This window comes from Marivita sp. (assembly GCF_048006345.1).
In the GTDB taxonomy this organism is placed as follows: domain Bacteria; phylum Pseudomonadota; class Alphaproteobacteria; order Rhodobacterales; family Rhodobacteraceae; genus Marivita.
The window spans coordinates 3,898,139-3,920,474 of record NZ_CP180351.1; the positions used below are offsets into that span (position 1 = coordinate 3,898,139).

Annotated in this window: 20 protein-coding genes and 1 pseudogene; 9 read left to right on the forward strand and 12 right to left on the reverse strand. The window is 62.2% G+C overall.

Annotated elements, in window-relative coordinates:
* From ACMVPR_RS18900 to ACMVPR_RS18910, 3 genes are read right to left on the reverse strand one after another with little or no spacing between them, the layout of a single operon-like run.
* On the reverse strand, window positions 1-390 hold the full coding sequence (locus ACMVPR_RS18900; RefSeq protein ID WP_416884134.1) for a hypothetical protein: 390 nt from the start codon (window positions 388-390) through the stop codon (window positions 1-3).
* Window positions 391-408: 18 nt separating this feature from the next.
* Window positions 409-945, reverse strand: coding sequence for an aspartate carbamoyltransferase catalytic subunit (locus ACMVPR_RS18905; RefSeq protein ID WP_416884135.1), 537 nt, complete (start codon window positions 943-945; stop codon window positions 409-411).
* Between the two features lie 8 nt (window positions 946-953).
* Window positions 954-1,916 (reverse strand): aspartate carbamoyltransferase catalytic subunit, encoded by a 963-nt coding sequence (locus ACMVPR_RS18910; RefSeq protein WP_416884685.1) that lies wholly within the window; start codon window positions 1,914-1,916, stop codon window positions 954-956.
* A gap of 103 nt (window positions 1,917-2,019) precedes the next feature.
* Between ACMVPR_RS18910 and ACMVPR_RS18915 the strand changes: the two genes are divergently transcribed.
* From ACMVPR_RS18915 to ACMVPR_RS18930, 4 genes and pseudogenes are all read left to right on the forward strand, one after another.
* The gene (locus tag ACMVPR_RS18915; RefSeq protein WP_416884136.1) at window positions 2,020-2,808 is read left to right on the forward strand and encodes a uracil-DNA glycosylase; all 789 of its coding nucleotides are present in this window, start codon (window positions 2,020-2,022) and stop codon (window positions 2,806-2,808) included.
* Window positions 2,809-2,811: 3 nt separating this feature from the next.
* Window positions 2,812-3,354 (forward strand): molybdenum cofactor biosynthesis protein B, encoded by a 543-nt coding sequence (gene moaB, locus ACMVPR_RS18920; protein ID WP_292266148.1) that lies wholly within the window; start codon window positions 2,812-2,814, stop codon window positions 3,352-3,354.
* A gap of 92 nt (window positions 3,355-3,446) precedes the next feature.
* Window positions 3,447-4,904 carry an efflux RND transporter periplasmic adaptor subunit gene (locus ACMVPR_RS18925; RefSeq protein WP_416884137.1) on the forward strand — a complete coding sequence of 486 codons (1,458 nt, stop codon included), beginning with the start codon at window positions 3,447-3,449 and terminating at the stop codon, window positions 4,902-4,904.
* Between the two features lie 3 nt (window positions 4,905-4,907).
* Window positions 4,908-8,313, forward strand: a pseudogene (locus tag ACMVPR_RS18930) (efflux RND transporter permease subunit).
* A 3-nt stretch (window positions 8,314-8,316) separates the two neighbouring features.
* Here the strand turns inward: ACMVPR_RS18930 and ACMVPR_RS18935 are convergent.
* The gene (locus ACMVPR_RS18935; protein WP_416884138.1) at window positions 8,317-9,135 is read right to left on the reverse strand and encodes a protein-disulfide reductase DsbD domain-containing protein; all 819 of its coding nucleotides are present in this window, start codon (window positions 9,133-9,135) and stop codon (window positions 8,317-8,319) included.
* A 116-nt stretch (window positions 9,136-9,251) separates the two neighbouring features.
* On the opposite strand from ACMVPR_RS18935, the gene ACMVPR_RS18940 reads away from it, so the two are divergent.
* The gene (locus tag ACMVPR_RS18940) at window positions 9,252-9,827 is read left to right on the forward strand and encodes a YqgE/AlgH family protein (protein WP_416884139.1); all 576 of its coding nucleotides are present in this window, start codon (window positions 9,252-9,254) and stop codon (window positions 9,825-9,827) included.
* 45 nt (window positions 9,828-9,872) lie between these two features.
* Here the strand turns inward: ACMVPR_RS18940 and ACMVPR_RS18945 are convergent, their stop codons facing one another.
* Both ACMVPR_RS18945 and ACMVPR_RS18950 read right to left on the reverse strand, forming a co-directional pair.
* Window positions 9,873-10,919 carry an MBL fold metallo-hydrolase gene (locus tag ACMVPR_RS18945; RefSeq protein ID WP_416884140.1) on the reverse strand — a complete coding sequence of 349 codons (1,047 nt, stop codon included), beginning with the start codon at window positions 10,917-10,919 and terminating at the stop codon, window positions 9,873-9,875.
* Complete coding sequence (locus tag ACMVPR_RS18950; RefSeq protein WP_416884141.1) at window positions 10,916-12,616, reverse strand: acyl-CoA dehydrogenase; 1,701 nt, start codon at window positions 12,614-12,616, stop codon at window positions 10,916-10,918. Before ACMVPR_RS18950 ends, ACMVPR_RS18945 begins: the two co-directional genes overlap by 4 nt.
* 139 nt (window positions 12,617-12,755) lie before the next feature.
* On the opposite strand from ACMVPR_RS18950, the gene ACMVPR_RS18955 reads away from it, so the two are divergent.
* Window positions 12,756-13,709 carry an L-threonylcarbamoyladenylate synthase gene (locus tag ACMVPR_RS18955; RefSeq protein WP_416884142.1) on the forward strand — a complete coding sequence of 318 codons (954 nt, stop codon included), beginning with the start codon at window positions 12,756-12,758 and terminating at the stop codon, window positions 13,707-13,709.
* Between the two features lie 5 nt (window positions 13,710-13,714).
* Entirely contained in the window at window positions 13,715-14,932 is a 1,218-nt protein-coding gene (locus ACMVPR_RS18960) for an MFS transporter (RefSeq protein WP_416884143.1), read from the forward strand.
* Here the strand turns inward: ACMVPR_RS18960 and ACMVPR_RS18965 are convergent.
* Window positions 14,896-15,864, reverse strand: coding sequence for an MBL fold metallo-hydrolase (locus tag ACMVPR_RS18965; RefSeq protein WP_416884144.1), 969 nt, complete (start codon window positions 15,862-15,864; stop codon window positions 14,896-14,898). The two genes, ACMVPR_RS18960 and ACMVPR_RS18965, sit on opposite strands and share 37 nt — an antisense overlap.
* Before the next feature lie 270 nt (window positions 15,865-16,134).
* Between ACMVPR_RS18965 and ACMVPR_RS18970 the strand changes: the two genes are divergently transcribed.
* Entirely contained in the window at window positions 16,135-17,184 is a 1,050-nt protein-coding gene (locus tag ACMVPR_RS18970) for a TRAP transporter substrate-binding protein (RefSeq protein ID WP_416884145.1), read from the forward strand.
* A 76-nt stretch (window positions 17,185-17,260) separates the two neighbouring features.
* Here the strand turns inward: ACMVPR_RS18970 and ACMVPR_RS18975 are convergent, their stop codons facing one another.
* From ACMVPR_RS18975 to ACMVPR_RS18985, 3 genes are read right to left on the reverse strand one after another with little or no spacing between them, the layout of a single operon-like run.
* A complete protein-coding gene (locus tag ACMVPR_RS18975) occupies window positions 17,261-17,434 on the reverse strand; it encodes a hypothetical protein (RefSeq protein ID WP_416884146.1) in 174 nt (57 codons plus the stop codon).
* Window positions 17,435-17,446: 12 nt separating this feature from the next.
* Window positions 17,447-18,019 (reverse strand): 16S rRNA (guanine(966)-N(2))-methyltransferase RsmD, encoded by a 573-nt coding sequence (gene rsmD / locus ACMVPR_RS18980; RefSeq protein ID WP_416884147.1) that lies wholly within the window; start codon window positions 18,017-18,019, stop codon window positions 17,447-17,449.
* The gene (locus tag ACMVPR_RS18985; RefSeq protein WP_416884148.1) at window positions 18,016-19,227 is read right to left on the reverse strand and encodes an NAD(P)/FAD-dependent oxidoreductase; all 1,212 of its coding nucleotides are present in this window, start codon (window positions 19,225-19,227) and stop codon (window positions 18,016-18,018) included. The genes rsmD and ACMVPR_RS18985 overlap by 4 nt, the downstream gene beginning before the upstream one ends.
* Before the next feature lie 94 nt (window positions 19,228-19,321).
* Between ACMVPR_RS18985 and ACMVPR_RS18990 the strand changes: the two genes are divergently transcribed.
* On the forward strand, window positions 19,322-19,810 hold the full coding sequence (locus tag ACMVPR_RS18990) for a peroxiredoxin (protein ID WP_300588377.1): 489 nt from the start codon (window positions 19,322-19,324) through the stop codon (window positions 19,808-19,810).
* A gap of 68 nt (window positions 19,811-19,878) precedes the next feature.
* Here ACMVPR_RS18990 and ACMVPR_RS18995 read toward each other — a convergent pair whose 3' ends face one another.
* Together ACMVPR_RS18995 and mutY are read right to left on the reverse strand one after the other, a co-directional pair.
* On the reverse strand, window positions 19,879-21,021 hold the full coding sequence (locus tag ACMVPR_RS18995; RefSeq protein WP_416884149.1) for an alkane 1-monooxygenase: 1,143 nt from the start codon (window positions 21,019-21,021) through the stop codon (window positions 19,879-19,881).
* A gap of 76 nt (window positions 21,022-21,097) precedes the next feature.
* Entirely contained in the window at window positions 21,098-22,153 is a 1,056-nt protein-coding gene (mutY, locus tag ACMVPR_RS19000; RefSeq protein ID WP_416884150.1) for an A/G-specific adenine glycosylase, read from the reverse strand.
* Between the last annotated feature and the right edge of the window lie 183 nt (window positions 22,154-22,336).

Consider the following 22,336-nt stretch of genomic DNA (forward strand, 5'->3'; position numbering starts at 1 on the left):
TCACGCCGCCTGTTTCTGACGCGCCGCGTTGATCTGGTCGATCACCGCTTTCGGGTCTGGCTGGTATTTGATGAGGTGCTTGTCCCCGGATCGGGTGATGATCTGAACCGAACCGGCAACTGTCCGTACCTTGGCGATCTCGTCAAGGCGGGCCTTGCGTTCATAGGGACCGGTCAGGCTGGTGCTGTTCATCGCCCAAACCTCGTCCATGACTTCGTCCGCCATATACCATCCTCGCAGCGCAACCGCGGCCAACCCGCCAACGGCCCCGGTCCAGATATGCGGATTGTCGATTACCCAGAGGATCAGCATCCCTGCCGCCATCGCAAACGCCGTCATCACGGCATGGGCGCGGATATAGGTCGCCATATCAGGTTTGAATTCGATCATAAGGGCTTTCGACGGTCTTCAGTTAAGCATGAAACGGGCAACGATGATCGCAAGCGGGATCAGGACAAACAGCCCGACAACGACCCACAGCCCGGTGTTCGACCGCGACTGAGCCCCGCCGCTGACGGTGCCGACAACGCCTTTGGCCGACTTCGTGTGGATCGGCGTGGCAATTGTCGCAACTTTCGGTTCGTTGAACGTGCCGATCCAGCGCAGCGGGTTCGAGATCGTGAGGTCCTGTTCGGTGTGGTCAAACGCCTGCGATGGCAGCACAAGCGCAAACCCGGTCAGCGCGTCAATCCGCGACCGCATCGCCTGAAACTCGGGGCCGGTCACGTCATGCGCATTGATCAGGTATTGCGACAGCGACATGTCGCCAAGATCGCGGATGTTGATGACCTCGACAAAGGCCGACCGCAGCGTCTTCGCCCCAAGCGCATATTGCAGGGGCCATTCGCCCGTGCCGGCCTGCGTTGTGAACCGTTCGATGGCTTCGCGTGGCAGGTCGATGTGAAACACCCGGATCACGCCGCGTTCGCTGCTTTTGATATGCATGGTCGTGCTCATACCATCACGCCCTCGGTCTGCGCCTCGCGTCTTTCGCGGAGCGACCGCGCCAGAAGGTCCATCGCGGCCATGCGCACGGCCACGCCCATTTCCACCTGTTCCTGAATGACCGACCGGTTGATGTCGTCGGCCAGTGTGCCGTCGATCTCGACCCCGCGATTCATCGGGCCGGGATGCATGACGATGGCGTCTTCCTTGGCATGGCCGAGCTTTTCCGCATCAAGGCCGTAGCGGTGGTAATATTCCCGTTCGGACGGGATGAACCCGCCATCCATGCGTTCCTTTTGCAGGCGAAGCATCATGACGACATCCACGTCCTTGAGTCCTTCGCGCATGTCCTCGAACACCTCGACCCCAAATTCGCCGATCCCCGTGGGCATCAGCGTCGGTGGACCGACAAGGCGCACGCGGTTTTCCATCTTGCCCAGCAGCAGGATATTCGACCGGGCGACACGGCTGTGGGCGATGTCGCCACAGATGGCGATCGACAGACGGTGCAACCGCCCCTTGGCGCGACGGATGGTCAGCGCATCAAGAAGCGCCTGCGTCGGGTGTTCGTGCTTGCCGTCACCCGCGTTCAGAACCGCGCAATTCACCTTTTGCGACAAGAGATCCACAGCCCCGGAATGCGGGTGCCGCACGACCAACAGATCGGGATGCATCGCGTTCAGCGTCAGCGCGGTGTCGATGAGGGTTTCGCCCTTCTTCACCGACGAGGCCTGCATCGCCATGTTCATCACATCCGCGCCCAGACGCTTGCCCGCAAGCTGAAAGCTGGCCTGTGTCCGGGTAGAGTTTTCGAAGAACATGTTGATCTGCGTCATCCCCGCCAGAACGTCCGTGCTTGGCGTCCGTTTGCGGTTGCGGTCGGCATATTGGTCCGACAGATCCAGCAGGGTGGTGATTTCGTCAGGGCGGAGGGGTTCGATCCCAAGCAGGTGTCGTTGATCGAAACGCATCATCTGGCCTTTTCGGAGTGGTCGGCTGCTTATAGAAACTGCACTGTCTCGCGGCAAGACCGTGTTCCCTTTTGCGCGACACAATGCCGGGATAGAGTGTCTTATGGATTCGCAAATCGACTGGCATGCGGCGCGTGCTGCCCTTGAATGGCAGCTTGAGATGGGTGTGACCGAGGCGATCTCGGAAACGCCCATCAACCGTTTCGAGCAGGTGGCCCCACCGCCGAAAGCGGGTGTCGGCCCCGGCGTCGCTGCGCCAACCGTTCCCGTGCAGGCCGCGCCCGAGGCCGATCCTGTCGCCGAAGCCGAAGCAGCCGCCCGCGCTGCACCGGACCTTATGGCGTTGCAGGCAGCGATGGCGGCCTACCCGCATTGCGAACTTCAGAAGGGCGCGCGCAACCTTGTGTTCTGCGATGGTGTGGCGGGCGCACGCGTGATGATCGTGGGCGAAGCGCCGGGGCGCGACGAGGACCGGATCGGCAAACCCTTTGTGGGCCGCGCCGGGCAATTGCTCGACAAGATGCTGGCCGCCATCAATCTGGGACGCGATCGCGAGGGCGCACAGGCGGTCTACATCACCAATGTCCTGCCATGGCGCCCGCCGCAGAACCGCGATCCGAAACCCGACGAAATGGCAATGATGCAGCCCTTTCTCAAGCGCCACATCGCCTTGGCCAAACCCGAAGTTCTGGTCGTCATGGGCAATATCTCATGCCAGGCCCTGCTGGGCAAACGCGGGATCACCCGCCTGCGGGGCCAATGGGACGAGGTCGAGGGCCTGCCGGTGGTCCCGATGTTCCATCCCGCCTACCTGTTGCGCAACCCCTCTGCCAAGCGCGAGGCGTGGGCCGATCTTCTCGACCTGCAAGCGCGTCTGACCAAGAAAGCCTGATCCATGAGCCGTATCGACGAAAGCAAAGACTTCCTGCCCATCCGCATCGCCGTGTTGACGGTCAGTGATACGCGGTCCATGGCCGAAGACCGGTCGGGCGACACATTGGTGGGGCGTATCGAAGGTGCGGGGCATATCGTGGCGGATCGCAAAATCGTTCAGGACGAGCGCGATCAGATCGCGGCGCAGCTGCGCGCGTGGTGCGATCAGCCCGACATCGACGTTGTGATCTCGACCGGTGGCACAGGTTTGACCGGGCGTGATGTGACCGTTGAGGCGCATCGCGATGTCTATGAAAAAGAGATCGACGCCTTCGGCACCGTCTTTACCATGGTGTCCTTCCAGAAGATCGGCACGAGCGCCATTCAAAGCCGTGCCACGGGTGGTGTGCGCAACGGAACGTACCTCTTTGCGCTGCCCGGCAGCCCCGGTGCCTGCAAGGATGCGTGGGACGAAATTCTGAGCCTGCAGCTCGATTATCGGCACCGTCCTTGTAACTTTGTCGAGATTTTACCGCGATTGGACGAACATCTGCGACGGAAATAGCATTTCACTTCGTGAAACGAAGAGTTGTGTTATTGGAAAACATGCAAGTCTGGCTATCTGATAGGCGGACTGGCTCATGAGGATTGTCGCACATGCGGTTTTTGCGCCGTAGCCTGACAGGGCTTTTTCTACTTTCGCTGACGCTTGGACTTCTGGCTTACGCCGGGGTGCAGGTGCGCGATGCCGTGCAGGAACGGATGGCGCAGGAACCGCGCAGCTTCCCGCAGAGGGAACGTGTGTTCGCCGTAAACGTCGTTGCGGCGGAGTTTGAGACCGTCACTCCGATCCTTACCGCGTTTGGCCAGATCGAAAGCGTCCGCACGCTGGAGTTGCGGGCAGCGGCCGGAGGGCGTGTTCTGGAAATCGCGCCCGAATTTGTCGAAGGCGGCACCGTGACCGAAGGCCAGATGCTTGTCCGGATCGACCCGACAGATGCCGAGGCGGTTCTGCAGCGGGTTCAAAGCGATATCCTTGATGCCGAAGCCGAACAGCGCGAGGCGGAGCGCGCCATCGTCCTTGCCCGCGACGAACTGGTCGCCGCCGAGGAACAGGCCACGCTGCGCGAACGCGCATACCAGCGGCAGGTCGATTTGCAGGATCGCGGCGTCGGCACGGCTGCGGCAGTCGAAGTGGCGGAACTTGCCGCAGCACAGGCACGGCAGGCGGTTCTGTCCCGCAGGCAGGCGGTGGCACAGGCCGAAGCCCGGATTGATCAAGCCACCACGCGCCTGTCCCGTGCAGTGATTGCCGAGGCCGAAGCCCAGCGTCGTCTGGATGACACGCTCATCACAGCCGATTTCTCAGGCACGTTGGCGGATGTGTCCGTGGTGCAGGGGCGTCTGGTGTCGTCCAACGAACAATTGGCCCGCCTGATCGACGCCGATGCGCTTGAAGTGGCGTTCCGGGTCTCGACGCAGCAATTCGCGCGGTTGCTGGATGAAAATGGCACCTTGGCCAAGACCGGCGTGACCGTTGTGCTGGACGTGTTCGGCACCAACCTGACCGCGACCGGCACGCTCAGCCGCGCTGGCGCCGCTGTCGGCGATGGCCAGACCGGGCGGCAATTGTTTGCCACGCTGGACAGCGCGCCGGGGTTCCGTCCGGGCGATTTCGTAACCGTGCAGATCGCCGAACCGCCACTTGAAAACGTCGCGCGTCTCCCGGCATCGGCACTGAATGCTGCGAACGAAGTGCTTGTGATCGCGGATGAAGACCGTCTTGAAGTGGTTGAAGTCAACCTGCTGCGCCGACAGGGCGATGACGTTCTGGTCCGCGCACGCGGCTTGCAGGGGCGCGAGGTCGTGGCCGAACGCACGCCGCTGCTGGGCGCAGGCATCAAGGTGCGCCCATTGCGTGACGCCGGACAGGCGGCACCCGAAGAGCCTGAAATGGTTGAACTCACCGAAGAGCGCCGCGCCCGTCTGACGGCCTTTGTGCAGTCCAACACCCGGATGCCCGAAGAGGCACGGCAGCGCATTCTGCAACAGCTGTCGCAGGGCACCGTGCCCGCGCAGGTCGTTGAACGCATCGAATCCCGGATGGGGGGCTAAGCCATGGTGCGCACTCTGTCGGGCAAGGCCGGGGGCATCCTCAGCTATTTCGTGCGCCACCGAACCGTGGCGAACCTGCTGCTGATCCTTCTGCTTGCTGCGGGGGCGTTTTCGATCCCCAACATGCGGGCGCAGTTCTTTCCCGATGTGGTCGTCGATGATGTCGATGTCTCGGTCGTCTGGGACGGGGCCGGGGCGGAAGACGTGGATCGTGGCATTGTGCAGGTGCTTGAACCCGCGATCCTGTCGGTCGAAGGGGTGGAAAGCTCTGAGGCGACATCCCGCGAAGGGCGTGCCAGCATCCGGCTCGAATTCGAACCCGGCTGGGACATGTCCCGCGCCGCTGACGACGTGCAAAAGGCGGTGGATGCGGTCTCGACCCTGCCCGCCGACGCCGAAGACCCGGTGGTTCAGCGCGGCACGTGGCGCGACCGGGTGACCGATATCGTCATCACCGGCCCTGTCGGTGTGGATCAACTCGCGCGGTTTTCCGATGAACTCAGCGCCCGGCTTTTTGCCGAAGGGGTCACGCGCACCACCATCCGGGGGCTTTCGGCCCCCCGCACCGTGATCGAGGTGCCCTCGGCCAATCTCATCGCCTTCGACATCTCCATGCGCGAGATCGCGGATGCCATCGCGCAAGAGGTCGATGCCGACCCGGCCGGTGACATCGGCAACGCCAACACCCGTGTCCGCACCGGCGTCGAAAAGCGCAGCGCGGAACAGATCGCCAATATCGCTCTGCGCTCCAACCCCGATGGATCGAACCTGACGGTGGGCGATGTCGGCACGATCATCATCGAAGGGATCGACCGGGAACGCAGCTATTTCGTGGGCGAGAACCCTGCGATTTCCATCCGCGTCGACCGCAGCGATCAGGGCGATGCCATCGCCATCCAGCGCAAGGTCGAAGAGGTCGCAGCCGAGTTCGAAGCATCACTTCCCGATGGCGTGACCGTCGACCTGATCCGCACGCGGGCCGAGGCGATCACCGGACGTCTGGACATCCTGCTCGACAACGGTCTGACGGGTCTCTTGCTGGTGGTTCTGCTGCTTTTCCTGTTCCTGAACGCGCGAACGGCGTTCTGGGTAGCGGCTGGTATTCCCGCATCGATGATGGCGGCGATTGCGCTTATGTATGTGTCCGGGATCACGATCAACATGATCTCGCTCTTTGCGCTGATCATCACCTTGGGCATCGTTGTGGATGATGCCATAGTTGTGGGTGAACACGCGGACCACCTTGCGCGGTCCGGTCTTCCTCCGGTCGAGGCGGCGGAACGCGCAGCGCACCGTATGGCGCTTCCGGTCTTTGCCGCGACCCTGACCACGATCATCGCGTTCTTTGGCCTTGTCGCCATCGGAGGCCGGTTCGGTGACCTGATCGCCGACATCCCCTTCACCGTGATCGCAGTGCTGGCGGCATCGCTTGTGGAATGCTTCCTGATCCTGCCGAACCACATGGCCCATGCCATCGCCCACAGCGCCAAGGAACATTGGTACGATATTCCGTCGCGCGTGGTGAACCGGGGGTTCCGCTGGATGCGCGAAACCCTGTTCCGCCCGTTCATGGCGCTGGTCATCAAGGCGAGGTACGCGGTGCTGGCCGGTGCGGTGGTGCTTCTGGCATCACAGGCCGCATTGTTTATCCGGGGCGATGTGCAATGGCGGTTCTTCAATTCGCCAGAGCAAAGCTCTGTCACCGGCAACTTCGCCATGGCCCCCGGTGCCACCCGCGAAGACACGTTCGAGATGATGCGCATCTTCCAGAAATCGGTCGAGGATGTCGCGAAAAGCTTTGAAGAGCGCCACGGCGTCAACCCCATTGACTACGTGATCGCCGAGGTGGGCGGCAATGCCGGGCGCGGGATTGCCGGGGCCGACACCAAGGATGCCGACCAGCTGGGCGGGATCTCCATCGAACTGATCGACCCCGATCTGCGCCCGTTCTCGAGTTCAGGCTTTTGTCAGCGAATTGCAGGACAGCGTACCGCGTCATCCGATGGTCGAAACCATCAGCTTCCGCAGCTGGGGCAGCGGCCCGGAAAGCGATGCGCTCGATGTGCAATTCTACGGGGCGACCGCTGACACGCTCAAAGCCGCGTCCGAAGACCTGAAGAACGCGCTGCTGCAATATCCCGAGGTCTCGGCGGTCGAAGACAATCTGGCCTATGACAAGGAAGAACTGATCCTTGAACTGACGCCACAAGGGCAGGCGCTGGGCTTTACCATCGACGGTCTGGGCAGCGTCTTGCGCGCCCGTCTGGGCGGGATCGAAGCCGCGACCTATCCCGACGGCCCCCGCAGCGCCGAGATCCGTGTCGAACTGCCTGCAGGTGAACTGACGGCGGATTTCCTTGAACGCACCCAGATGCGCACGCCCGAAGGGGCCTATGTGCAGCTTGCCGATATCGTCAGCGTCGAACGTCGCACCGGGTTCTCAACGGTTCGTCGCGAGAACGGTATTCGTCTGATCTCCGTCACCGGCGACATCTCGGAAGACGACCCGGCCCGCGCCAATGACATCATGCTGGCGCTGGAAACCGAGATCCTGCCCACCATCGCCAGCGAACGTCAGGTGGAATACCGCCTGTCGGGCCTCAGCGAACAGGAAGGGGATTTCCTCAACGATGCGCGCACTGGCCTGATTTTGGCGTTGCTCGCCATCTATCTTGTTCTGTCCTGGGTCTTTGCCAGCTGGACCAGACCATTGGTGGTCATGTCGGTGATCCCGTTCGGGCTCGTTGGAACGATTTATGGCCATGCGGCGTGGGACGTTCCACTCAGCATGTTCACGGTGGTCGGTCTTTTGGGAATGACCGGGATCATCATCAACGATTCCATCGTTCTGGTGACGACAATCGATGAAAAGGCGCAGGATCGGGGGCTGATTCCGTCGATTGTCGACGGTGCGGCAGACCGTTTGCGCCCGGTGTTCCTGACCACGGCGACCACGGTTCTCGGCCTAGTGCCGCTGCTCTACGAACAATCCAGCCAGGCGCAATTCCTGAAACCGACGGTGATCACGCTGGTCTACGGGCTTGGTTTCGGGATGTTCCTCGTGCTGCTGATCGTCCCGTCGCTGATTGCAATTCAGAGCGATCTTGGACGCCTGACCCAGACAGCGCGTCGCGGGTTGCGGTTCCGGCGTGGGGGGATTCGTGCCGCCCTGTCGCTGGCATCGGCGATGATCGTTGCTTGGCTTGCGGCGACCATGGGGGCATTTGCTGTCACGGGCACCTTGCCTCAGGCTCTTCAGAACGCGTTGGCCGACACTCCGCTTGCGGGGGATATCACGCTGATGACCAGCCTCGGGTTGTTTGTGGCCGGAGCTGCGGTGATCTGCCTTGCGCTTTATCTCGTCTCGGGACTGGCGCTGGCGGTGTTCCGGCTGCGACGTCCGGCCTGACGGTCAGGACGAACAGCCCAGAATATCGACAGCGCGGGACTCGCCGATCACGGTGAAGCGAAGTTCCGACCGTTCCAGCGCAAAGCTGCGGCCTTCGACATGCACCAGCCGGGTGCTGGCATGAAGGATCGCACCGTCGCGGCGGCTGTCCGGTTCGGCGACCCAGACATGGGGATTGCCCGCTTCGACCACCACATATTCCGTGCCGCCTGCGGATGGCATGTCTATCCGGGCATGCAGGATCAGGGCACCATCGGCCCCGGCTTCGATGGCGCAGGTCACACCGCGCACACCGGCCTCGCGTGCTGAATAGGGACGGTCGGTCAGTGCCGCCGCGATCATCGGGTCCGGACGGGTGACATCGGGCGGCAGGGCCGCGTTGAACGACAGGTTCGCCGGGATGCAGATATCCTTGCAGATGCCGATCTGCATCTCGCCGGACAATTGCATGTCCGCGCCGCCGGTCTGCGCTGTCAGATGCAGCGGGATCACCAGTTCGGACTTGTAACCGACTGACCGCATGCCCTGTTCAAAAAACACAACCGGCGTCGGCCAGTTGGTCGAGACCGCCTGAATGTTGCGCGATCCGGTCCAGTCGAATTGTGGAGGAATGCCAACATCGCCGGGCGCGCGCCAATAAGTCTTCCACCCCGGTTCCAGAACGATGTGCAAGGCGGCCATATGGGTGCCATCGGCCATCCGCCAGCCGGGGCGCAGTTCGACCTGCGACAGCCCGGTGGTGTCAGACGCGGATGCACCCGTCGGCGCAGCGGTCGCCAGCGCCAGAGACAGTGCAGAGATCAGGGTTCGGAGATAGGTCATTCCTTAGCAGATGGCGGTTTTCCGCCGCGATGAAAAGTCACAAAGGGGCGATCCGTCGTGTGCGCCACGTGTCTGTGCTCTTGCAACCCCATGCGTCGCTCTCCATGTTCTGAATTGTGAGCCAGAAAACACCGATAACAGACCTGACAGGACAGTTGCTGATCGCGATGCCGGGTATGCCCGATCCGCGTTTCTCGCATAGTCTGATTTACCTGTGCGCGCATTCTTCGGATGGCGCCATGGGGCTGATCGTGAACAAGCCCTCAGTCGAGATGAGCTTCGAGACGCTGATCGACCAGTTGCCGATCGAGAATACGGGGAACCTGTCGGACATTCGGGTGCATTTCGGCGGACCGGTCGAGGTGGGCCGGGGATTTGTGCTGCATTCGCCCGATTTCCAGTCCGACATGACCACCCTGCAGGTCGACGATGCTTTCGCCATGACTGCGACCCTTGATGTGCTGGAAAGCATTGCGCTGGGCACCGGACCGGAAAAAAGTTTGATCGTCCTCGGTTATTCCGGCTGGGGGCCAGGGCAGCTTGAACGGGAAATTGCAGAGAATGGCTGGCTTGTCTGCGAGGCGCGCAGCGATCTGGTCTTTGACACATCTGACAGCGACAAATGGGAGGCGGCTTTGGGCAGTCTTGGCATTTCGCCTTTGGCGCTGTCGTCCGAGGGGGGACGCGCCTGAGGGGCGCGCTGCCTCTTGCCCCAAGGTATTTCGAACCGAAGAAGATCAGGGCCGGGTTTGAAATACCCACGCGCCCGCGTCGCTCAGATGGCGGGTGGCCCGCCCTTCGTGCCAAAGGTGCTGGCAATGGGCCATCGCCTCGACCAGCGCCAATCCGTACTCACCCTCGCCAATTGTCCGTTTGAACAGCGGCGCAAAACAGTCGCCAGCGGATTTCGGTGTGTCCAGATGCGCCTCGAGCCGCCGCAACGCACCGTGGTGGTTTTCGATCAGCTGGTGCAGGCGCAGGGGCAGGCCCGTGAAGGGAAGCTTGTGTCCGCCAAGGACCAGATGATCCTCGCGTGCGATGGTGGACAGGCGTTCACAGGATTCGAGCCAGTCTGCGACCGGGTCCGCCTCGGGTTCGGTGGCATAGACGCCGATATTCGAACTGATCGACGGCAGGATCTGATCGCCCGCTAGGATCAGAGAGTCATCGCGCGACCAGAAGGTCGCGTGTTCCGGCGCGTGTCCATTGCCGATATGGATGTCCCACGTCCGACCACCAGCGGTGATCGTGTCGCCCTGCTGGATGCGCGTGTAGCCCAACGGCAAAGGAGCAACGCAATCGGCGAAATTGAACGGGCGTTCGGTCCGGCGTTTTTCAAGGATCTCTGGCGTCATCCCGCAGCGTTGCCAGAAGGTCAGGGTTTCCGGGCTGGGCACAGCCTGTTCGTCCAGCGTCAGCATCCGCGCCGTCAGCCATGCGGTGCGCGTGGTCACCAGATCGGCGCCGTGTTCGGACTTCAGCCACCCGGCCATGCCCACATGATCGGGGTGGTGATGCGTGACGATCACACGTGTGATTGGCTTGCCCTTGAGCGGCCCGTCCATCAGTTGCGCCCAAAGCGCCTTGCCCCGTTTCGAGGCAAAGCCTGTGTCCACAATCGTCCAGCCGTCGCCATCGTCCAACGCATAGACATTGACGTGGTCCAGCTTCATCGGGAGCGGCAGGCGGATCCACAGAACACCCTCAGCGACTTCGATGGCATCGCCTTCGTCCGGCGGAGTGTCCCATGGGTAGCGAAGTCCGCCGGTGCTCCGATCCTTCATGCGGCCAGATCGTCCATGCTCAGCGCGTAGAGGTCTTCCGCACCCTGACGCGCGTGGGTCAGAAGGCCGACATGCTCGGGCAAGAGGCGGTGAATGTAGAACGCCGCCAGACGTTCGTGTTTGCCGCCCCGATCCGCGCGTGCGGCCTTGAGGTGAAAATGCGCACCTAACACGCGGGCAAAGCCGCGCAGATAGGGAACCGATCCGGCAAAGCGATCCTGTGCGCCATGGGCAACCATCCATTCGGTGGTTTCCCGCAGGGTTTCGCAGGCTTGCCACACCGCTTCGGCCAGTTCCGGCAGATCGGCGCGGGCGGCTTCGGCATCGGCCTCCATCTCGTCCAGCAGGCGGTACGCGGCCTCACCGCCATCCATCAGCTTGCGACCAACAAGGTCCATCGACTGGATGCCGTTGGTGCCCTCATAGATCGCGGTCACCCGCACGTCGCGCGAATACTGAGCCGCGCCGGTTTCTTCGATGAATCCCATACCGCCATGCACCTGCACGCCCAGTTCGGCCACGTCAATCCCCGTATCGGTGCCAAAGGCTTTTGTGATCGGTGTCAAAAGGGCTGCGCGCGTCGCCCAATCGGCATGCCCAGTTGCGGTTTCCATGTCGATCGCTACCGCATTGGCCAGCGCGATCGCCCGCGCGGCAAAGGTGTCGGCCTTCATCGTGGCCAGCATCCTGCGCACATCGGCGTGGTCGGTGATGGTGTTGTTCTCGGTCCGGCCCTGCTTGCGCCCTTCGGCGTAGGCAAGTGCGTGTTGGTAGGCGCCATCGGCCACGCCGATCCCTTGCACACCCACGCCCAACCGTGCGTTGTTCATCATGGTGAACATGGCGCGCATGCCGTCGTGTTCTTCGCCCACAAGCCAGCCTGTTGCGCCATCATACTGCATCACCGCGGTCGGGCTGCCATGCAGACCCATCTTGTGCTCAAGGCTGACCACTTTGAGGCTGTTGGCCACGCCGGGTACACCATTTTCGTCAGGAATGCGCTTGGGCACGAGGAACAGACTGATTCCCTTGGTGCCAGGCACCGCGTCGGGCAGGCGGGCAAGCACAAGGTGACAGACGTTCTCCGTGATGTCGTTGTCCCCCCACGAGATGTAGATCTTCTGCCCGGTGATCGCATAGCTGCCGTCGCCGTTCGGTTCCGCCTTGGTGGTCAACGCGCCCACGTCGCTGCCCGCTTGCGGCTCGGTCAGGTTCATGGTGCCGGTCCATTCGCCGGAAATCAGCTTGGGCAGGTAAAGCGCCTTGAGCTCGTCGCTGGCATGGTTTTCCAATGCCTCGATCTGGCCTTGTGTCATCAGCGGTGACAGTTGCAGCGAAAGACACGCCGCGCTCATCATGTCGTTTACCGCCGTGGTCATCGCCATCGGCAGGCCCATACCGCCATATTCCGGATCAGCGGCAATCGCGATCCACCCGCCTTCGGCAATCGCCCGCAGCCCATCGCCGAATCCCGGTGAGGTGCGCACGATCCCGTTCTCCAGCTGCGCAGGGTGCAGATCACCTGCGCGCTGCAGCGGTGCCAGAACCTCTTCACACAGCTTTCCCGCCTCGGTCAGCACCGCTTCGACCGTTTCAGGCGTGGCTTCGGCAAACCGCTCGGTCGCGGAGACCTGATCAAACCCGACAACGTGGTCGAACAGAAAACGAAATTCGGAAACAGGGGCGCGGTAGGACATGTACGGCTTTCCTTGAACGTCAGGACATATGAGCTGCGGCTTGGCAATTGCAGGCCGGAACGGTAAGCAACCGTCAGCTTTTGGTGCGACCCTGACGAATGCGGCCGACCCCATCAACAAAAACGCGGCGTCATAACAGATGAACACCTCCTCACCTGACCTTTTGCCCGATACCGACGCGGGTCACGCGACTGCAGCGGGTATTTTGCGGTCCGGAGGGTTGGTCGCCTTCCCGACCGAAACCGTCTATGGGCTGGGTGCGGATGCGTGCGATGATCGCGCCGTGGCGCGAATCTTCGAGGCAAAGGGACGGCCAAGCTTCAATCCGCTGATCGTGCATTTTGCAGATCTCGACACCCTGAAGCAGCATGTTCACTGGACACCCGAGGCAGAGCTTCTGGCACAGGCCTATTGGCCCGGCCCTCTGACGCTTGTGCTGCGCAAGCAGGCGGACAGCCCGATCTCAGAGCTTGTGTCAGCCGGTCTCGACACGATTGCGGTGCGGCTTCCGGCCCACGACTCGGCGCGAGCGATCCTCCGGTCGTTCGGGGGCGGCGTGGCGGCACCCTCGGCCAACAGGTCGGGTCAGATCAGCCCCACAACGGCGCAGCATGTGGTCGACAGCCTTGGCGCGCGGGTCGATGCCATCCTCGATGGCGGTCCCTGCAAGGTTGGCGTCGAATCGACCATCGTCGGCCTGACAGACAAACCGGTTCTCTTGCGCCCCGGTGGTATCACCGAACAGGAACTCGCCGAGACCCTTGGCCGCCATCTTGCCGTGCGCCACAAGGCCGAGGCGATCTCGGCCCCCGGTCAGTTGATGTCGCATTATGCACCCAAGGCGCTGGTGCGCCTCAACGCCACCGAATGGGAGCCGGGCGAAATTCGCCTTGGGTTCGGAGAGGTGGACTGTGACCTCAACCTGTCCAGGACTGAGGATCTGGTCGAGGCTGCGGCGCATCTGTTCGACTACCTGCACCGCCTCGACGCAATGGGAGGCGGCACGATTGCCGTTTCGCCGATCCCGCATGAAGGTCTAGGTATCGCGATAAACGACCGCCTCAGCCGCGCCGCGGCACCGCGCGAAGGATAACCCGAATGACAGAGCAGACAGCCCAAAGCCGATCGCCCATCGGCCTGATTGCGCTTTTGTCCGCATGCAACTTTGTCATCGGAATGGGGGCCTTTGTCGTCATTGGCATGGTGCCTTTGCTGGTCGCCGATCTGCGGATTAGCACCGCAGCGGCCGGTGGCGCGTTGACGGTTTACGCGCTGTCCTATGCCGTGCTGTCCCCGGTGTTGGTCTCTTTGACCGGGCGTGTCGGGCGCAGACGGGTGATCGCGGCGGGGATGGTCGTGTTCGCGGGGGGCGCGCTCCTGTCCGCCCTCGCGCCAAATCTGACGATGCTTTATCTCGCCCGCGCGCTGTCTGCGGCGGGGGCGGGTCTGGTCACACCAGTCGGGGCTGCTGTTGTGGCCGCGCTTGCGCCTCAGAGCACCCAAGGCAAGGCCATTGCGGCCTTCTATTTCGGGCTGACCCTGTCTCAGGCGCTGGGTGTCCCCATTGGCGGCTGGATCGCCTATACATTCGGGTGGCGTGCTGCGTTCTGGATCGTGATGGTGATGGCGCTTCTGTTCAGTGCGCTGATCTGGCGGCGCGTCCCGGCAGGATTGCGGTTCACGCCCGTATCGCTGTCCGACTTGGGCCGCACGTTGAAAAACGGGCTGGTGATGGGGGCTGTGCTTTTCACATCCAGTTACCTTTGCGCGTTCTACGTGCTGTTCACCTATCTTGCGCCACTCCTCGATCAGACCATGGGATATGGCCGGGACGGCATCACATTGGTGCTGTTGCTGTTCGGGGCAGGTGCGGTTGTCGGAAATCTGATGGGCGGGGTGCTCAGCGACAGGCTCGGATCGGTGCAATCCCTTGTCCTTTTGTGCCTGTGTCAGATCGTTCTGATGCCGCTGTTTTCGGGTCTGCCGATTGAGCACGTCTTTGTGTTGGTGCTCGCCTTCGTCTGGTCAGCCGTGGGCTGGTCCTTCGTCGCGCCCCAGCAGGTTCGCCTTTTGAAACTGGCCCCGGACATGGCGGGTGTCGTCCTCGCCCTGAATGCGGCGGCGATCTATGTCGGATCCGCGTCCGGGTCAGCTCTGGGTGGGCTGATCCAGACGGTCGGTGACCTGACCTGGCTGGGGGCCGCAGGTGGCATTGGGATGTTGGGCGCGCTGGGCCATCTGCTGTGGTCCCACCGCGCCGCCAATCTCCGCGCTGCGCGTCAGTCGAACTTCCAAAGCGCCGGAACAAAGCTGTAGGCATCGCCGTCGCGCATCACGTGCCCGACACCGGGGAAGGGGAAGTGATAGCCCAGAACCGCCATCCGATCCGTCGCCGCCATATCCAGCAAACGCTTGCGCGTCGCCACAGTCTGATCGCCATCGGCGTCAAAATTGTTGTACCATTCGGGATGCGCAAAGTTGGTGTAGGCGTGGCTCATCGCATCGCCCAACGCGATCAACTGCTGCCCGCCGCTTTCCACCACCACAGCCATATGGCCGGGCGTGTGGCCGGGCGAGTCGATCACCCGCACACCGGGCACCACTTCGAACCCGTCCGACATCAGCTCCCATTCGGCCCCGTCGACATTGATCGAATTCTGCGCACCAACCACGAATTGCTGCATCTCTGTCGGCACCTGTGACGCCAGCCCATCCTGCATCCAGTAATCATGCTCAGCCTCGCCAAGGTAATAGGCGGCGTCCGGAATGATCGCTTCGTCGAAATCGTCCCGAATGCCCCAGATGTGATCGGGATGCGCATGGGTGATGACCACATGGGTGATCCCCGACGCATCGATCCCCGCCGCATCCAGATTGGCCCACAGCCGCCCCGCTGTATCGAGGAAGCGGTTGCCCGATCCCACATCGATCAGAACCGTATTGCCCCCGATCTCCACGATCAGGTGGTTGGTGTGAGATGTGTTGGTCTCGGTCGACAGGTAATGCGCCGCCAGAAACGCCTGCACCTCGGCGGGATCGGCATTCACGCCTAACCCATTGGTCGGCAGGCTCAGATAGCCGTCCGAGACAATCGTGATCTTCGCCTCACCCATGGTGAAACGGAAATAGGCCGGGTTGCCACCTTCCGGTCCCCCCAGTTCGGCCAGCGCCTGTGCGCCCGGAAGCGCAAAGGCAGGCATCGCGGCGGCGGTTTTCAGGAATGACCGGCGTGTCGGGCGCAAAAGCATGGTGTCTCCTCCCAGAGATAAATTCAATTTTGTGAATAACATTACTGTCCGCGGCGCTGCAATTCTGATTTTCACTCATACCGCGATGGGGGAATAATTAATTTCAATTCCCCCATATCGGGAATTTGGCCAATCACGCCAAAGACTTGATGGTCAATCCGAGGTCGCACCACGTTGCGAGTGATTTGCAACTGCCGCAGGGGCAGCATAGATACCCCCTGCGCTGCAGTGCAGCAGCGCTTGGACATAGCTTCATACAGGAGGCGCGGAATGACCTTTCTCAAGACAGCCGCTCTCACCGCCATGCTTGGCATCACCGCAACCACTGGTATCGCGCAGGAGGTCACCCTCCGCTTCCAGCACTTCGTCTCGCCCAATTCGGCGAACCCCAAGTACTTCCTCGATCCGTGGGTCGAAAAGGTCGAAGCTGAATCGAATGGCCGGATCAAGATCGAGATCTACCCGTTCATGCAGCTTGGCGGCAAAGCCACCGCGCAATATGACCTGATCCGCGATGGCGTGATCGACGGCGGCTGGGTGATCCCCGGTTACACACCGGGCCGCTTTCCCGAAGCCGAGGCGCTGGAGCTGCCCTTCATGGTCACCAAAAGCGCCGAGGAAGCCTCGCGCGCGGCGTGGGAGTTCACGCAAAAGCACCTGATGGACGATTTCGCCGATGTGCACCTGATCGCCGCCCACATGCACGGGCCGGGTATCGTGCACAAGAAAGGTGCGGCCATCGAAGACCTGAGCGATTTCGCGGGTCTCAAACTGCGCGGCCCGTCGCGCCCGGCAACCCTGCTGCTCGACAAGCTGGGGGCCGAACCCATCGGCCTGCCGGTGCCGCAATTCCCCGAAGCGCTGTCCAAAGGCGTGGTCGATGGCGGTGTGATCACATGGGAAATGTCGCCTTCGCTCAAGCTGGATGAGCTGACCGACAGCCACACTGACGTTGCTGGCGACAAGTCGCTTTATAACCTCTACTTCATCTGGGCGATGAACAAGGACAGCTACAATGCGCTGCCCGACGACCTCAAAGCGGTGATCGACGCCAATTCGGGTCTGGAAACGTCTGCGATGGCGGGTCGGGCCCATGATACGGGTGACCGTGACGGGTTTGTCGTGATGGAAGACGCCGGGAACGAGATCGCGACGCTCAGCGAAGACGTGACCGCGCAGATCGTGGCGCTGGGCGATGAGGTCACGCAGGACTGGATCGCCGAGATGACCGAGCGTGGCCTTGATGGCGCGCAACTGGTCGAAGATGCCCGCGCGGCGGTCGAAGCGACCCGTGGAACCGCCAGCGGCACGGACGGGTAAAGCGCCTACAGTGCCAAGAGCGACGCGGCATCCATGCCGCGTCGTTTTGCGTCGACGCAAAACTCTCCGCTCGGGATCAGTCCTCCCGGTCCCAGCGCTTCCAAAGCAGCGACAAGAGTGTTTCTCCGGCCAGCGGTGTGGTGCAATCGGCCATCAACACCGGCCCGTCGCGCCGGGGTGAGGACGTGTCGGCCTGCGCGCGCATCTCCAGCATGCGCAACTCTTCAAGGGTCGGGCTGTAGATATCCATGAGCAGACCCTATCACAGGTCAGCCATTTCCCCAAATCGCAACACCGTCACATGCGTATCGCCATAGCGCCGCGTCTCAAGCCGGGTAAACCCTTCGGGTGCCACCTGCGGCGTGTTCTCTTCCCAGACGACCAGCGCATCCTCGGCCAGCCAACCACCTTTCACGGCAGCCGACAGCGCCTTGTCCCCCATCCCCTTGCCGTAGGGCGGGTCCAGAAACACCAGCGTGGCGGGCGCACCATCACAAGGCGGCAGACGCGTCGCATCCCGCGCGATCACCCGCCCCGTTTCGCAGCGCAACAGCTTGAGGTTCTCCTTGATCAGCGACAGCGCCTTGCGCCCGTCATCGACAAACACAGCCGACGCTGCCCCGCGCGACAGCGCCTCCAACCCCAGCGCCCCGGTCCCTGCAAAAAGGTCGAGCACATGCGCGCCCTCGAACGGATCTCCGAACCGCCCGCCCGCCAACATGTTGAACAGGCTCTCCCGAACCCGGTCCGTCGTGGGCCTCAGATGCGCACCGGGATCGCCTTTGCCCACATTGGCAAGCGCCCGCCCGCGCCATGTGCCCGCGATGATCCTCACGCCTTGAGCAGCGCCTTGAGGTCGGTGGCCGGATCGCGCACGGCCTCCGGCGCAGGCGACTTGCCCGCCTCGATCAGCCGCTTGCCCACCATATAGGCGCGCGGGTCGTTCATCGCGTCGATGGCCAGCAGCCGGTCGCCTGCGTAGTACCAGAACGACACCACACCATCCTCGCCCTGCCGGGTGACGATCCGGTCATATCCGGCGCTCAGCCCTGCGATCTGAAGCTTCACATCATACTGATCCGACCAGAACCACGGTTTCGCCTCGTACGCCCTACCTTCGCCCAGAATGTTGTCCGCGACACTTTCCGCCTGATCGATGGCATTGCCGACGCTTTCCAGGCGCATCTGCTGACCGTTCATCGGGAAGGACGCACAATCCCCCGCCGCCCAGATATGCGGGTCCGACGTGCGCCCAAGCGAGTCAGTGGCGATGCCGTTCTCGATCCGAACGCCTGCCGCCTCGGCAAGCTGCGTGTTTGGAACAATCCCCACACCCACCAGCACGAAATCCACCTCCAGCGTGCTGCCATCGCTCAGCACAGCACCCGTCACACGACCCTCAGTGCCGGTCAGGTGATCCAGCCCGACGCCTTCGCGGATGTCCACTCCATGACGGCTGTGCACGTCCCGGAAATAGGCCGAGGTCTCGGGCGCTGCGACCCGTTGCAGAATGCGGTCTGCCATCTCGACCAGCGTCACGGTCAGCCCCAGCTTGGCCGCCACGGCTGCGGCCTCCAGCCCGATATACCCGCCGCCGACGATCAGCACCCGCGCACCGTTGGTAAAGCGGGGGGCCATCGCGTCCACATCGTGCAAGCCGCGGACGACCATCACACCGTCCAGATCGCCGCCAATGCTGGCAGGCAAACGGCGCGGGGTGGACCCTGTGGTCAGCACAAGATCATCGTAGTGCAGCACCTCGTCCCCGACAGTCAGTGTCTGCGTCGCAGGATCTATCGCCGTCACAGGGGCACCAAGTTTCAAGGCGATATCCTGCTCTGCATAGAAACTCTCGGGCCGCAGATAAAGCCGGTCCCGCTCCATCTCTCCCAGAAGATAGGCCTTGGACAGCGGCGGTCGCTGGTACGGCGGAAACGGTTCTTCCCCGATCAGCGTGATTTGACCTTCGAACCCTTTGGCGCGCAGACGTGCGACGCATGACGATCCGGCCTGACCCGCCCCGACCACAATTACCTGTCTCATTGATAAACCTTTTTTCGCCGTACCATTGGTCTGGTTGCGGGCGACCCTATATGGCAGAGCATCCAGAATGCAATTCTTCAACGAGGGACAGAAGATGACAATCGCACCGGGTGATACCCTGCCAGAAGCGACACTTGTGAAACTGGGGGCCTCAGGCCCTGAAGCCGTGTCTTTGGCCGATCATGCCAAAGGCAAGAAAGTCGTGATCTTCGCCGTACCCGGCGCGTTCACGCCAACCTGCCATTCGGCCCATGTGCCCAGCTTCATCCGCACGAAAGATCAGTTTGCCGCAAAAGGCGTTGACGAGATCATCTGCGTGTCGGTCAACGACCCCTTCGTGATGAAAGCCTGGGGCGAAGCCACGGGCGCGACCGAAGCCGGCATCACCATGCTGGGCGACGCGCAAAGCGCCTTCACCAAGGCCATCGGCATGGATTTCGACGCGCCGCCCGCCGGACTGATCGCGCGATCCAAGCGCTATGCGATGGTCGTCGAGGACGGCAAAGTGACCAAGCTGCATGTCGAAGAAAGCCCCGGCGTCTGCGAGATTTCGGGTGGTGAGGCTTTGCTCGCCGAGCTGTGATCGGCGCGGGCAATCCTTTGAAGGATTGCCCAAAACTCTTCGAAGAGTTTTTTGGGCCCGGTGTCGGATTACAGTCCGTGCCGGGCCTTGTTGTAGGCGGACCAGTCGTCGATCTCGGGATAGTACCTCTCGCGCCACGCTTTGACCCTAGGGTTCATCATCGCCCGCCATTTGCGCGGGAAAAGCGCGAAGAAGGTCATCACCGGATAGCCATAGGGCAGTTGCGGGGCCTCGTCCTCATCATAGGTCTGCAGCAGCGGAAAGCGGCGGTCAGGTTTGTAGTGGTGGTCGGAATGTCGCTGCAGGTTGATCAGGAACCAGTTCGACGCCTTCTGAGATGCGTTCCAGCTGTGGCGCGGTTTGACATGTTCGTATTTGCCGTCTCCCAGGTATTTCCGCGTCAGGCCGTAATGTTCCACATAGTTCACCAGCTCCAGTTGGAAGATTGCCGCGAGCGCCTGCAAGACAAACACGAGCGCACCCAGCCCGCCGCCAAGAGCAAAGGCCAGCACGATGAAGAACAGCTGCAACATCCAATAGCGCCAGAACGGGTTGCTGATGTGCCACCACGGCAGGTCCTTGCGCGCCAGCATGTCGCGTTCGGCGAGAAACGAGGACAGCAGGCTTTGCTTCAATACACGCGGGTAGAACCGCCAGAAGCTTTCGTTGTAGCGCGCCGTCACCGGGTCGCGGGGTGTGCCGACATGGCGGTGATGCACAAGCAGGTGTTCTGATCGGAAATGGCCGTAAAGGGCCATGCACATCAGGATATCCCCAAGCCAGCGTTCCAGCTTGTTTTTCTGGTGCATCAATTCATGCGCGTACACGATGCCCACGGTGCCAGACAGAACCCCCATGCCGACAGTCACGAGGTAAATCTCAAGCGGGCCAAGATGGTCGGCACGGGGGATGTACCAGACCATGCCAAAAATCATCAGGAATTGCAGTGGCGGCCAGATCAGCGTGATCATCTTGTGCCAGTAAAGTGCGCTGTCCTTGGTCTGCGGGTCGAGGTTGTCGGTATCAAGGCCCAACGCGGCATCCAGCGTGGCGAAGACACCCCATGTGGCGATGATCGGAACGAGCGCCCAGACCCCGCCGATCACCGCGCCGGACAGCACCAGCGGCAGCATGAACAGCGAAAGCCAGAAGGGCACCGCTGCCCGGAACGGCAGACGCGACACAGAGGGAGTCAGGGCGCTGTCAGACATGAACGTGCTCGGTATTTCCTAGTACACAGCATGTAACGGCAGAATTGGCGTTCACCAATAATGACGTAACGTGGCGTCATTTTGCTTTGGTCAGGGCATGGGCTTTGCGCATCACCGTGGGCAGGTCGTCCGGATCGAAATCGTCGGCCTCAACGAACATGCCGCGCATCGGTGCGCGGTCCATCGGCACCAGCGCGGTCTTGACCGTGAGCCGCAGGTGAAAATGGGTGAAGGTGTGCCGCGCTTCTTCGGGAAGTGTGCGCCATTCGGCGCGGATCGGGGGATCTTCGGTGGGAGCGTCGCCCCAGTCGCTGCCGGGCCAGCCGAGCATCCCGCCCAAGAGCCCGCTGTCGGGGCGCTGTTCCAGCAGCCAAGCGCCATCAACCCGGCGGGCAAGGTAGGCAATGCCGAACCGCGTCGGTTTGCGCTTCTTCGGAGATTTCTTCGGCAGGTCTTTGGCTGTGCCCGACTCCCACGCTGCGCAGGATTTGCGCCATGGGCACAGACCGCAAGCCGGGTTGCGCGGGGTGCAGATGGTGGCCCCCAGATCCATCACCGCTTGGGCATAGCAGCCGGGGCGTGTCTGTGGGGTGAGGGCTGAGGCGTATTGCATCAGCACTGGTTTCGCTGAGGGCAGGGGCGTGTGGTCGTCATAGAGTCGCGCCATCACCCGTTCCACGTTTCCATCCAGCACGGTCTCTGGCAGGTCAAAGGCGATGGAGGCGATGGCAGCCGCGGTGTATGGGCCGATGCCCGGCAGCGCGATCAGTCCGGCATAGCTGTCTGGGAACACGCCATCGTGATCGTGATGTACCACGCGGGCGCATTTGAGCAGGTTGCGGGCGCGGGCGTAGTAGCCCAACCCGGCCCAAGCGGCCATCACATCGGCATCTTCGGCCTTTGCCAGATCGCTGACGGTGGGCCAGCGGGTGGTGAACGCCTCGAAATAGCTTTTGACGGCGGCCACGGTGGTCTGTTGCAGCATGATCTCGGACATCCAGACGCGATACGGGTCGGGGCGCACACCCTGTGCCCGCGCGGCCGGTCCCACACGCCACGGCATCTGGCGGGCATGCCTGTCGTACCAGTCGAGCAACGCGGCGGGGTCGGGCCGTTCACGCAAGTCTGACATTCCTTTGAACTCGGGTCTCATTTGTGGGGTGGTTGCGATGGCATCTCGCCACTAGAATAGCGTTCGGACAAGGGAGTCAAACATGGCGCCGCGCAACAGTCAGACCCATGGCTTCAAACGCACATCGAGCCTCTTGCAGACTCGATCCGCAAGACATCCGAGACGCGTGGCTTTGCGCAGTCG